This is a genomic window from Streptomyces sp. NBC_01431 (genome assembly GCF_036231355.1).
In the GTDB taxonomy this organism is placed as follows: domain Bacteria; phylum Actinomycetota; class Actinomycetes; order Streptomycetales; family Streptomycetaceae; genus Streptomyces.
Genome location: NZ_CP109497.1, coordinates 126,422 through 139,448, shown reverse-complemented (window position 1 = coordinate 139,448; position 13,027 = coordinate 126,422). Strand labels below are relative to the sequence as shown.

The 13,027-nt window shown below is 72.4% G+C and carries 6 protein-coding genes; 1 reads left to right on the top strand and 5 read right to left on the bottom strand.

Annotated elements, in window-relative coordinates; all coding sequences use genetic code 11:
* Positions 1–1,325: 1,325 nt before the first annotated feature.
* Positions 1,326–1,928 (top strand): response regulator transcription factor, encoded by a 603-nt coding sequence (locus OG522_RS38055; RefSeq protein ID WP_329468014.1) that lies wholly within the window; start codon positions 1,326–1,328, stop codon positions 1,926–1,928.
* A 70-nt stretch (positions 1,929–1,998) separates the two neighbouring features.
* On the opposite strand, the gene OG522_RS38050 is transcribed toward OG522_RS38055, so the two are convergent.
* From OG522_RS38050 to OG522_RS38030, 5 genes are read right to left on the bottom strand one after another with little or no spacing between them, the layout of a single operon-like run.
* Complete coding sequence (locus tag OG522_RS38050) at positions 1,999–3,231, bottom strand: ATP-grasp domain-containing protein (protein ID WP_329468013.1); 1,233 nt, start codon at positions 3,229–3,231, stop codon at positions 1,999–2,001.
* Positions 3,197–4,504 (bottom strand): MFS transporter, encoded by a 1,308-nt coding sequence (locus OG522_RS38045; protein ID WP_329468012.1) that lies wholly within the window; start codon positions 4,502–4,504, stop codon positions 3,197–3,199. The genes OG522_RS38050 and OG522_RS38045 overlap by 35 nt, the downstream gene beginning before the upstream one ends.
* On the bottom strand, positions 4,501–5,499 hold the full coding sequence (gene sbnB / locus OG522_RS38040; RefSeq protein ID WP_329468011.1) for a 2,3-diaminopropionate biosynthesis protein SbnB: 999 nt from the start codon (positions 5,497–5,499) through the stop codon (positions 4,501–4,503). Before sbnB ends, OG522_RS38045 begins: the two co-directional genes overlap by 4 nt.
* Before the next feature lie 20 nt (positions 5,500–5,519).
* A complete protein-coding gene (sbnA, locus tag OG522_RS38035; protein WP_329468010.1) occupies positions 5,520–6,509 on the bottom strand; it encodes a 2,3-diaminopropionate biosynthesis protein SbnA in 990 nt (329 codons plus the stop codon).
* Complete coding sequence (locus OG522_RS38030; RefSeq protein WP_329468009.1) at positions 6,506–13,012, bottom strand: non-ribosomal peptide synthetase; 6,507 nt, start codon at positions 13,010–13,012, stop codon at positions 6,506–6,508. The genes sbnA and OG522_RS38030 overlap by 4 nt, the downstream gene beginning before the upstream one ends.
* Between the last annotated feature and the right edge of the window lie 15 nt (positions 13,013–13,027).

Genomic DNA, 13,027 nt, shown 5'->3' with positions numbered 1-13,027 from the left:
CCTTCTGCGGTAACGCGATCCGCGGGGAACGTGGGGGCTGCTCGGGGGGAGTCCGGCCGAGGGGACGGCCGGGCCCAGCGGCCGGGTTTGTTCAACTGGCCACGCGGGGCAGTTGAACAAGCCCGCAGCGGCCCTCGGGTGGCGCCGGCGGTTGCGGAAGGCGTGGGTGGCCTGACCGGGTGCGTCCGCTGATCGCTCAGCCCGCGGGCCGCGTCCGGGACCCGCGCGCGGAGATCAACGGCGGTCGGCCGACGCGGCCACGCGGTGCCTCGGGCCGGGGCGCCCACTCCTCCGTCGCGCCCTGGCCGCGGGGCTCCTGCCGTCCCCGGAGGTCGCCACCCCCGTCGCGCCCTGGCCGCGGATCCATGCCGTCCCGGAAGGTCGCCACCCCCGTCGTGCCCTGGCCGCGGATCCATGCCGTCCCGGAAGGTCGCCACCCCCGTCGTGCCCTGGCCGCGGATCCATGCCGTCCCGGAAGGTCGCCACCCCCGTCGTGCCCTCGCCGCGGATCCATGCCGTCCCGGAAGGTCGCCACCCCGTCGTGCCCTGGTCGCGGACTTCTGTCGTCCCTGGAGGTCGACAGCGGACGCATGTGGTGTTAATTTCAGAACGTGTTCGGAAACTCTGCTGGTTCATCCGGCGGACGGGATGGGTTGCGGTGGCTGGTAGGCGATTGGCGGAAGCGGCGTCGGTAGTCGCACGGGGTGCACGGCTTGGGGCCGGTCCGGCCGCGGTCGCCGTCGTGCAGTTCGTGCCGCATCCCGGCCAGTTGGTTGCCGCCACCCTCGTGATCACGGCCGTGGCCGTCCTCATCGCCCTGCCGCGCCCCCGAGCGCACACCGGCCGAGCCTGGCCCCCCTGACCTGCTCTCCCCCGGCCGGGAGTGCCGCGCCGTACCGGCAGACGGACCGTCGACCGGAGTCGGCGCGGTGCGGCACCCACCCGGCGAGCATGGCGAAAGCGGCCTCTGGCGACCCAGGTCCTGAACGACCCGGGTCGCGAACAGGGGCCGCGTTCGCCTGTCGCCGTATGAGGGAGTCACGGCTTGAAGTCGTCGGGCCGCCGCCCTTTCGGCGCCTCGGCCGACGGCCGTCGAGGAGTCGGCGAACAGCGAAGACCCGGCACGGACACCGTGCCACCTGCGGTTCTGCCGGACCGGGCGGACCGCGCGCCCGGCCATCGCCGACCGGCCGGAAGCCGCCGGGCGCGGGGAAAGCGTGCCGCCCCCGCGAACGACGACAGCGGTTGTATAGACGCCATCCATACTTCACCCAGTCGAGCTGCCCCAGAATGACGAAAGTCGAGGATCTACACAGGGGGCTCGCATGGGAATCGATGTATTGGTGTCCGATGACTTGCATCTGTCCCGTTTCTCGCTTGCTGCATTGCTGGAGCAGCACGAGGGGATTCGAGTTGTTGGATCCGTGGACAGTAATTTCGACGCGCTGGAGTTCGCCGAGATCTACAAACCGGACGTGGTGATCATCAGCTTCGAAGGCGAGGACAGCGATGCGATCGCCTTTTCCGACAAGATCGCGTCCCTGGGCTGCCGGAGCATTCTGCTCACCACGACGGTGACCCGCTCGCTCGTCCGTCAGGCCTTCGCGGCCGGCACCGGCGGGATGGTCGAACGCAGCATGCCGCCCCGCCAGTTCTTCGAGGCCATCCGGCGGGTGCATCAGGGCGAGCGCGTCTTCGACACGGAGTTGACCGTCGCCGCGCTCAGCAATAGCGACTGCCCGCTGAGCACACGGGAGTTCTCGGTACTGGAGTACTTCTCCCGGGGTGACACGGTGATGGAGATCGCGGCGCAGCTGCACCTCTCTCAGGGCACCGTGCGCAACTACCTCTCCTCCCTGGTGGCGAAGCTCGGCGCGCGCAGCCGGATCGACGCCCTGCGGATCGCCCGGGACGCGCGCTGGATCTGACGGCCCCAAGCAGCCGCCCGCCGGCCCCCAACGGGGCGCGGCGGGCGCGGAATTGCTCAGGGGCGGTGGCTCACACGGCGTGGTCCGGGTGCGGAGCCACCTGGAGGTAGACGCCGGCCGTCGCCTTGGTGGCCGTTTCCATCGCCTCCACCGCGGTACTGCCCACGGCGATCGCGTAACCGACCCGGTCCTCGGAGCTGTGCACGTCCGAGACGTCGGTGCCGGGCACGCGCTCGAAGTCCCAGCGCAGCACGTCGTCCACCGGAGTGAGGGAGACGGCTGTGAGCGTCCCGGACGCGGGCGGCAGCACGAAGCTGATCGCCGCCGCCGGTGCGACCGGGGCCGCGGTCAGCACCGGGGCCGTGTCCAGCAGGGCCGCCACCGCCCGCTCGTACTGGTCCTGGCCCGTGGCCAGTTCGACGAGTTCGGGGATGCAGTCACCGCCGACGCGGGTGTGCGTCTCGATGACGACGGGACCGTGCACCGGATCCAGCCGCACTTCGGTGTGGCTCGCGCCGTGGCCGATCTCCAGGCGGTCCAGGACGCAGTGCACCGCCTCCCTCAGCCGCTCGGCGTCGCCCTCCGGTAGGGGGGCGGGGACGACGTGCCCCGTCTCCACGAAGCCGGGGCTGCCCGTGGTCTGCTTGGCGGTGATCGCCAGCACGGTGTGCCGGCCCTTCGAGCTGACCGCCTCCACGCTGAACTCCGGCCCCTGCGCGGCGTGTTCGGCGATGAACCGGGTGGCGCCCGGCCGCCGCCCGGCAACCACTTCTCGCGCCAGCCGGTCCTGCCACCGCGCAAGCTCGGCGTACGAGTTGACGGCCGCCACTCCGGCGCTGCCCGCCCCGTCGGCCGGTTTGACGATCCAGGAGACGCCGTCCGGTTCGGCGCGCACCGCGGCGGCGACCTCTGCCGCGGTACCGGCGGCGTACCGCCAGGCATAGGGGGTGCCCTCCAGCAGACAGCGCATCGCCACCTTGTCACGGGCGTGGGCCGCCGCGGCGGGAGAGACCGAGGGCAGGCCGAGGTCAGTGGCGACGCGGGCGCAGACCTCCTGGGCGTACTCGGTGAACGAGACCACCAGGCGCGGCGGGCCGAGTTCGGCGATCAGGCGGCCCATCGCAGACCGGACCGCGTCGTGGTCGGTGATGGGGCAGAAGACGACGCGCTCCGCATGCGCCGCCACCTCGCGAGGCACCGCCACGCCCGGCGCCACCAGCACCACCGCCCGGTGTCCGTGCAGCGCGATGGCCCTCGCCCCGCCGGGGCTAGGCCCGAGCAGACATATCCACGTCATGGTCATTCCCTTCTCCTTCGTGCACATCGCGCGGGGTGTTGGACGAGGGGCGCCTGCCGCCGGACATGGCCAGACCGGTCAGGAGGGCGAGCGCGGCCGCGGCCCAGTACGGCGCCGCCGCCGGCAGCGCTCCCGAACCGGAGCGGTGCACAACCAGGGCCGTCCCGAGCCACGCGCCCGCCGACTCCGCCGCGCCCGACGCCACACCCGCCAGGGCATAGGCGGCCGGCGCGGACAGCGTCCCGCGGCGCTCGCTGATCCGGGCGTCGTACAGCGGACTCCACACCAGCTCGGACAGGGTGAAGAGCGTCATCGCCACCAGCACCAGGGCGAGCCCGGCCGACCGGCCCAGCGCGAACAGCAGCACGGACGCGGCGAGGACCGCACCGGCCGCCGCCCACAGGACGCCGAAACCGCCGCGCGGGGCGTTCAGCACCCGGCGGGACAGCCACGACATCGGCACTTGCAGCGCGACCACCATCACGGCGTTCAGGGTGAACACCAAGCCCAGGTCGCGGGCCTCGACCGCATCGCCCAGATAGGCTGGGAGGACGTCCATGACCTGCGCGTACGCCACCCAGGTGCCGCATGCGAGCAGCGCGAACACCACGAACGGGCGCTGCGGGAGCCAGCGGTGGCGGCCGCTGTCGGCGACCGGCCGCGGGGGCTCGCAGGCCCGCCATCCACCGGGCAGTCCCGGCACCGCGGCCAGCGCCACCAGGTGGAGCACCGCCGCCGCGAGCGGCAGCCGGCTCGCGTGCCAGTCCAGCAACTGGCCGCCGATGACCGGGCCCACCGCGGAGCCGGCGTTGACGGCCATGTTGAGGTAGCTGAAGCCGCGCAGCCGCTGCTCGGCCGGGAGCGCGGCGACCGAGGCTTTCATCGCCGTCGTCGACATCGCCAGGAACAGGCCGACCAGCGCCGCGAGGACCAGCCATCCCGGGACCGGAAGCGTCAGCCCGAGCCCGAGCACGGCGAAGACCACCACCGCGCCCAGATAGCCCGTCAGCACCGAGGCCTTGAGCCCCAGCCGGTGGATCAGCGGGATCAGCAGGACCGCACCGGCCCGGTTGGCCAGGATGGAGGCGCCCACGACCAGACCGGCGCTTCCTCCAGAGAAGCCCTGGTCGTCCACCAGCCACAGCCCGAGGTAGGGCAGCACGGCGAAGAAGCCCGCACAGCTCGTCGCCCGCGCCACCACCAGGGCGGTCAACTGCCGTGCGGCCAACGGGCTGCCGGAGTCGCCCGCCGCCATCGCCGGGGTCGGCTTCCCGCTCACCACCGCCGCGTCTCCCCGAAGAAGCCGGGCAGCTCCGTCAGCCGGCTCTCCTCCAACGCCCGCCGGTACAGCCAGTGGCCGACCGCCAGATCGAGGACGCCGAGGCCGAAGGGCGAGAACACGGTCGGCCGGTCCGGGTGGCGGGCCACCTCGCCGAGCAGTACGCCGGCCAGGGTGCCGGTGACGAAGTCCCGTCCACCGGTGAGCTGTTCGGCCAGATGCGGCGAGGTGTTCGCCTTCATGCAGTGCTCGACGTCGTCGAAGATGTTGTCGGCCGGGAGCAGCGTCTCGGGTGCCAGGTCCCGCAGGGAGATGTTCAGGACCAGCTGGCCGGGGCGGAAGCGGTGCTCGGCGGGCACGTACGGAGTCGGTGCGGTGGTCGCGAAGAGCACCAGGTCGCAGTCCAGGGCGGCCTCCAGCGTGCTCGCGCGGGCATCGGCGCCGTACCGGTCGCGCAGGTGGTCCGTCAGGGCCTTGGCCGACGCGGGATCGAGGTCGTGGCAGTGCACCCGGTCGAGCGGCACTGCGGCCGCGTGCAGGTACTGGCAGAGCGTGCGGGCGATCACGCCGCCGCCCACGACGCCGACGGTGGCCGGGGCTGCGGCGCTCAGCGCGGTCGCCGCCAGGGCCGCCGACGCCGCCGTGCGGGCCGCGCTGATTCCGGCCGCCTCCATCAGGGCCAGCGGGCGGCCGGTGTCGTAGTCGTTGAGGACGAGCACCGCCGAGGCGCGGGGCTCGCCCTTGGCGACGTTGGCCGGGAAGCTGCTGATCCACTTGATGCCCGCGACGCCGGCCTCCCCGCCGAGGTAGGCGGGCAGCGCGATGATGCGCGCGTCGGGCTTCTCGGGGAAGCGCAGGAAGTAGCTGTCCGGGTTGACGGTGTCGCCGCTGTGGTGCGTCAGATAGGCCGCACGCACCTGCTCGATGACGTCCTTCTCGCTGCCGTCAAGCAGCGCCTGGACGTCATTGCCGCTCAGAACCGAGAACCCTGCCATCGGTGTCCCCTCGCCTTTCGTCATGCCTGTGCCCTTGTCATGCCAGTGGTTTCGATGTCGATCAGATCGGTCACCCCGAAGCGGTCGCACACCCAGTCGTCGTCGTACACGGTGTTCAGGTAGCGGTCGCCCAGGTCGGGGGAGATGGCGAGCACGGTGGCGCCGGGCGGGATCACGTCGCGCATGGACCGCACCGCGGCCAGTACGGTCCCGGTGGAGCCGCCGAGCAGCAGGCCGTACGTCCTGGCCACGTGACGGCACATCATGACGGTGTCCCGCTCCTCGACCAGGACCTTGTCGAAAGACCCGTCGTCGCGGAAGAGCTCCGGCCGGCGGCTCGACCCGAGCCCCGGTATCCACCGCCGCCCCGGCGGCCCGCCGAAGGTCACCGAGCCCAGGGTGTCCACGGCCACGACGCGGGTGGACGCCCGCGCGTCACGTACGTACTCGACGCACCCCATCAGCGTGCCGCTGGTGCCCGTGCCGATGAACAGCCAGTCGGGCTCCCCGAAGCCCTGGAAGATCTCCACGGCGGTGCCTTCGCGGTGAGCACCGGGGTTGGCCGGATTCGTGTACTGGTTGAGCCACACCAACGACGGGTCCTCCGCCAGGAGTTGGTGGAGCAGGCGGATGCGGGTCTGGAGGAAACCGCCGTTGGAGTCCTGCTCGGTCACCACCGTCACCTCCGCTCCCATCGCGCGCATGAAGCGGATGCTGTTCTCGTTGGCGTTCGGATCGGTGATCACCGTGAGGTGGAAGCCCTTGGCGGCGCACACGGACGCCAGCGCCATCCCGAGGTTCCCGGAGGTCGACTCGATCAGTCGGGACCCCCGCTTGAGGACGCCGTCCGCCTCGGCGTCCTCGACCATCGCCCGCGCCGCCTTGAGCTTGATCGAACCGGCCGGGTTGAGTCCTTCGAGTTTCAGGTGGGTGGTGAACTCACCGGCGAATTCCGGCAGTTCGAGGAAGGCGTGTGGCGCTCCCAGTTCGTAGGCACCCTGCGCCCTCACGGGCGGACCGCCTTTCTTATCCGCTCGGCCAGGAAGTCCGGCCGGGTCGCGTTGAGGTGGTGGCCGCCGTGACCGACGATGCTCAGGTCGAGCTCGCGGGTGAGACGGGCCCAGCGGTGCACGTGCTGTTCGTGGTCCTGGGTGAGGGGGTCGTCCGCGGCGAGCAGCAGCGTGAGCGGGCAGTCGAGCGCGGTGTCCCCCACCAGGGCCAGCAGCCGCGCCCAGGACCGGGCCGCGGCGGCCGAGTCCCGGCGGAAGTCCCGGGCGAGCCGCTGCATCCCGGCGGCCGGCAGTACGGCGGTGTCCAGGCCGGTGTTCTGCCCGAGCCACTGCCACACCTCCTCGTCGCTCCGTCGCAGGGCCTCGTCGGGGTCGTAGGCCGCCGGGTCGTCGGACCGCGGCAGCGACGCGACCACGAAGACGTGCGCGGGCTCCCGGCCGGTACGGCGGAGCGCGAACGCGGTGTCCAGGGCCGGTGCGGCACCCGCCGAGTGCCCCAGGAGCACCACGGGCCCCTCGGCGCGGTCGGCTATCGCGGCGGCCAGTTCCCGCGCGTCGCCTCCGTCGGCCAGGGCGTCGCCGAAGTCGGCGCAGAGCACCCGCACGGGAGCCCCCGCCCGGTGCAGCGCCCTGGTGAATTCGAGATAGCTGACGGCCGTTCCGCCCGCGAAGGGGAAGCACACGACCGTGGCCGGGGGTCCGGAGACCTCAAGACCGGCGGCCGCGGTCAGATCGGTGAGACCGATGGCGTTGCGGCCCGCCGCCGGGGCGTGCCCGGCCGGTTCGGCCCCGGCCGGTTCGGTACGGGCGGCGGCCAGTTCGGCCAGCGCCCGCGCGGTCGGATGGGCCACCACGTCCCGCAGCGTCACCCCGTCCAGCTTGGCCGCGAGTCGCATCGCGGCCAGCGAGTGGCCGCCGAGGTCGAAGAACCCGGCGGTGACCGAGACGGTGTCCGCGGGCAGGCTCAGGATCTCGGCGAACGCCGCGACCATCGCCGACTCCACGGGGTTCGCGGGCGGTTCGACCGCGGCCGGGTTCCGGTCGGCGAGCGGGCGGCGGCTCAGCGCGGCGCGGTCCACCTTCCCGTTCCGCGTCACGGGGAAGCTCTCAAGCCGCTCGAAGACGTCCGGCAGCATGTACCGGGGCAGCATCCGCGCGAGCGCGGCCGACAGCTCCTGGGGAGCGGGCTCGGCGGTGCCCGTGTACCAGGCGGCCAGCCGGTCCCGGCCGCCGTCGCCGCGTACCAGTGCCACGGCGTGGTCCACGCCCGGCACCGCGGCCAGCGCCCCCTCCACCTCGCTCAGCTCGATCCTGAAGCCCCGCAGCTTCGTCTGGTGGTCGCGCCGCCCGGCGCAGTCCAGCACCCCGCCCGGCAGCCAGCGTCCGATGTCACCGGTGCGGTAGAGCTGTCCGGACGTCGAGGACAGCGCGTCGAGGGTGTTGGGGACGAAGGCTCGCGCGGTGCGCTCGGGGTCGTTGAGGTAGCCGAGCCCGACGCCCGTGCCCGTCACCAGGATCTCGCCGTAGGTGCCGAACGGAACGTGCCGGCCCTCGGCGTCGACGATGTGGATGTTGGTGTTGGCGATGGGTCGGCCCACCGGTACGCGCTCCCCGGTCGCCGGACCGGTCAGCACGTGGTGGGTGACGTCGTCCGAAGTCTCGGTCGGCCCATAGGCGTTGACCATCGGCACGTCGTAGCGCTCGAACCAGCCGTGGGTCAGCGCGGGCGGGAAGGCCTCGCCGGTGACCAGGTTCCAGCGCAGCGCGGACAATGCCCGCGGACGGTCGTCGAGTTCGCCGAGCAGCGCGTCCAGGAACGAGGGCACGACCTCCAGGACGCTGACGGCCTCGTCCTCAAGGGCACGGGCGAAACCGGGCAGATCGGTGACGAGTTCGGCGTCGAAGACGACCGTACGGCCGCCCACCAGCCAGGCTGAGAGCAGCTGCCACACGGAGATGTCGAAGCACTGGGTGGCCACCTGCGCCACCACGTCCGAGGGGCCCATCCCCAGATCGTCGATCTTGGCGAGCAGGTGGTTGAGCATGCCCTCGTGGTGGATCAGCGCGCCCTTGGGCTCACCGGTCGAACCGGACGTGAAGATCAGGTAGGCCGGGGATCCGGGGCCGGGAGGCGCGCCGGGTGTGGACCGCCCGGCCGGCTCGGCGATGAGCTCCTCGTAGCAGAGCACCGCGGGAGCGTCTTCGCCGTCACCGGCCAGCCGGCTCACCAGCGTGTCCCGGTGTCCGGCGCCGGTGAGTACGTGCCGGCACGCGGACCGCGCCAGCATGGCGCGCAGCCGAGCCGCCGGATCGGTCGGCTCCTGGGGCAGGTAGACCGCGCCGAGCCGCAGCAGGGCCAGGACGCTCACCGCCCACGGAACTCCGCGGTCCATCGGGGTGGCGACCACGTCACCCGCCCGCACCCCCGCCGCGTGCAGTCGGGCAGCCAAGTGGGCGGAGGCGGCGTCCAGTTCGCGGTAGGTCAGCGAGGTCGCGCGGTGGCGTACGGCGATCTCGTCGGGCCGGGCCGCGACCTGTGCGGCGAAAAGGCCGAGCACTCCGCCGCTGGGCAGCTCCCGCGCGGGTCCGGCCAGCCGCTCCGTGAGCAGTTCCAGCTCGTCGTCGCCCATCAGCGTCGCACCGCGGTGCGCGGACTCGGGCTCCGTGGTCAGCAGCTCCAGGGCGCGCCGGTAGTAGCCGGCGATCCGCTCGATCTGCTCGGGCGGGAACACGTCGCGGTGGTAGTGCAGCGACAGCGCGACCTCGCCGCTGAAGGCGTCCTGCCAGAACTCGGCGCGGAAGGGGAACTCCGTCTCGCTGGCGACCCGGCTGCGTTCCAGGCGCAGCCCGTGGTCGCGGCGCAGATCGTCCAGCACGTGGAAGTGGGTGAAGTTGAAGACGGCCTCGAACAAGGGCTCCTGGACCTGCCGCACGCGCTTCATCTCGCCCATCGGGTAGCGCCGGTGGGGCAGCAGTTCCGTTTCCGCGCGGTACACCTCCCGCACCAGATCGGCCCAGCTGCCGTCGGTGAGGCGGACCCGGAACGGCACCGAGTTGAGGAACAGACCGGCGATCCGGTCGCCCCCGACGACCTCCGGCCGACCGCTGTGCTCGTAGCCGGTCAGCACGTCGCCGGAGCCGGTGACGAAGACGAGGACCGCCACGTGCGCCGCCATCAGGACCGACTTCACCGGCACGTTCAGCCGCTCGGCGACGCGCTCGACCGCGGCCGGGACCGGGCCGTCCAGCGCGACGTCGTGCATGGCCACGCCGCGGGCGCCCGCCGGGTCGAAGGGGTACCGCGGCAGCCGGGCACCCTCGTGGTCGTCGAGCAGGCCCTGCCAGAAGTCACGGCTGTCCGCCGATGCCACCGCGGCGCGCTCCAGGCGTACGAATCCCTGGTAGTCGGAGCTCAACGGGGCGAACTCGGGAGCCCTGCCCGCGCGCAGCGCCAAGTAGGCGGCGAACAGGTCGTGGTGGACCACGCTGACGCTCCACCCGTCCAGCGCGGCCGCGTGGTAGCTGAGGCTGTACTGGTAGCCGCGCTCGCCCAGCAGATGCAGCCGGACGCGCACCAGGCCGCCGTCTTCGGGGCTGAAGCCGCGGGCCAGTTCATCGTCGTAGAAGGCGGCCAGTTCCCTTTCCTGTGCTGCCTCGTCCAGTTCCGACAGGTCCGTGACCTCGACCAGGTCAGGCGTGTCGGCGTGCACGATTTGCAGCGGCTCGCGGTAGCCGGAGACGTGCAGCGAGGTGCGCAGCATCGGATGGCGGGCGGCGACCGCGGCGGCCGCGGCCCGGAAGGCGTCCAGGACGACGGGTTCGTCAATGCGGAAACTGACGACGTCGTGGTAGAGGCCGGGCCGGTTTCCGGTCAGCTCCACCTCGTACAGCAGACCGGCCTGCAACGCGGACAGGGGATAGGCGGCCTCGGCGTCCGGCGGCAGCCGGCGGGCGTCGTCGGGGTCGAGCAGGCTCGCCTCCTCGACCGCCTCGGCGTCCGAAGTGCCCTGGCGTACGCGCGGCTCCAGCCCGGCGAGCGTGGGATGGGCGAACAGATCCTGGAAGGAGAAGTCGAGCCCGCTGTGCTGCGCCTCGGCCAGCACCCGCACGATCTTGATCGAATCCCCGCCCAGGGCGAAGAAGTTGTCCTCCATGCCGATGCTCTCCACACCCAGCACGCGCGCCCAGATCTCCGCGAGGCGGACCGCGACCGGGCTCGTCGGAGCGTCTCCCGAGCTTTCGGCGGTGGTCCGGGGCGGCGGCGGGAAGGCTTTGACGTCGCGCTTGCCGTTGTGGGTGGTGGGGATGGCGGGCAGGGCGACGACGAACTGCGGGACCATGTACGCGGGCAGTTCGGCCGCGAGCCGGTCGCGCACCGTCGCCTCGTCGTAGCCCGTGCCGGGCACCACGTACGCGCACAGGCTGCGGTCCGTGCCGTCGTCGAGCGCGAGGACGGCGCAGGCGGCGACACCGGGCGTGGACTCGGCGACGTGCTCGATCTCCGCGGTCTCGATGCGGTAGCCGCGGATCTTGACCTGGGTGTCGATCCGGCCCAGGTATTCCAGCGTCCCGTCCGGCAGCCAGCGGGCCAGGTCACCGGTGCGATAGCCGCGCCCGCCCGGCAGCCGCGGGTCGTCGACGAACCGTTCGGCGGTCAGCTCCGGAGCGCTCAGATATCCGCGGGCCAGCCCGGCTCCGCCGATGCACAGCTCGCCCGGGGTCCCGATCGGAGCGGTGGTGCCGGCGCGGGTGCGCACCCTCAGGACGATGTTGTCGATCGGACGCCCCAACGGTACGGGGAACCGCGCATCCAGGGCCGCGCACGGGAAGTACGTGACGTCGACGGCCGCCTCGGTCGGGCCGTACAGGTTGACGAGCTCGACGCCGAGCGGGCCGGTCAGCAGCTCGGCGAAGCGGACGGCGTGTGACGTGCCGAGGGCCTCGCCGCTTGCGAACACCCGGCGCAGCGATGCCAGCGCGCCGGTGCTGTGGCCCACGTACTGGAGGAACACCTGGAGCATCGACGGAACGAAGTGCATGACGGTGGCGCGGTGTTCGCCGATCCGGGCGACCAGCGCCGCGGGGTCCTTCTCCGCGCCCGAGGCGAGGGTGCAGACGGACGCCCCGGCGAGCGTCCACCAGAAGATCTCCCACACCGAGACGTCGAAGGTGAACGGCGTCTTGTGCAGGATCACGTCATCGGTGGTCAGCGGATACGCGCGCTGCATCCACACCAGCCGGTTGACGACGGCCCGGTGCTCCAGCATGACCCCCTTGGGGCGGCCGGTGGAGCCGGAGGTGTAGATGACGTAGCACAGGTCGTCCGGCCCCGCGCCGCCCTCGGGGGCGGCCAAGTCGCCGTCGAAGGCGCCCGGTTCGCTCACGTCGAGGAACGTCTTGGTGGCCGGAAGTGCGTCCCGCGTCGTGGCGTCGCCGATGACGATGTCCGTGCGGCTGTGCTCCAGCATGTAGGCGACGCGGTTGGCGGGCAGCGTCGGGTCGATCGGGAGGTAGGCCCCGCCCGCCTTCAGCACCGCGTAGATCGCGGTGAGGGTGATCGGTGAGCGCGTCAGGCACACACCGACGACCGTGCCGGGCCCGACGCCCGCGGCGCGCAGCCGGTGCGCGAGCTGGTTGGCACGCCGGTCCAGTTCCGCGTACGTGGTGCCGTCGTCGCGTATCGCGACCAGCTGCGGAGTCTCGGCCGCCCGCCGCTCCAGGAAGTGGTGGAGCGGTACGCCGTCGGGGAAGTCGTGGGCGGTGGCGTTGAATCCGGCGATCGCGGCGCTCTCGGCGGGGGCGGCGTCGAGGAGGTCTGCCAGCGGAGCGTCCGGGTCGCGGGTGACCGCGTCGAGCAGCCGGGCGCAGGCGTCGGCCAGCCGCCGCGCGGTGTCCGCGGTGAACAGGTCGGCACGGTGACGCAGCACCAACTGCGGCTCCTGCGCGCTCAGTTGTACGTCGACCTTGATCACGCACCCGGCGTCATCGGCCCGCGCCGCGGAGAGTTCCCCGTCGACACCCGCCGCGAGATCGGTGGGCGCGTACCCCTCCGTGCGCATCAGGTGGTCCACCGGCACGTCCAGGTGCGCGGTCGCCTCCTGGTACGCGGCCCGGGTGGCGGCGAGCAGCTCGCGCGGGGTGGTCTGCCGGGTGATCGTCAGACCCACCGGGAAGGCGACGGCGGCTGCCGTGGGGGAGGGCCGGTGCGCGGTCACCACCTGCACCTGCTCGGTGTCGGTGGCTCGGGCACCCAGCACCGCGACGACGGCCGTGACGAGTACCTGCGCCAGTGCGGGCCGGTTCTTGACCAGGGTGCGGCAGCGGGCGGCGCAGTCGGCGGGGAGCGGCACCCGGACCTGGTCGTGGGAGGGCTCGGCCGCGTGCGCCAGGAAGTCGCGCGGCAGGAGCGTGGGCTGCTCCCAGCCGGCGAGGCGGGCGGACCAGTACGCGGTCTGCTCCGGGAAGGTGTGGATGGCTCGGCTGAGCTCGAACGCGGTGCTCATGGTTCCCTTCGTGTC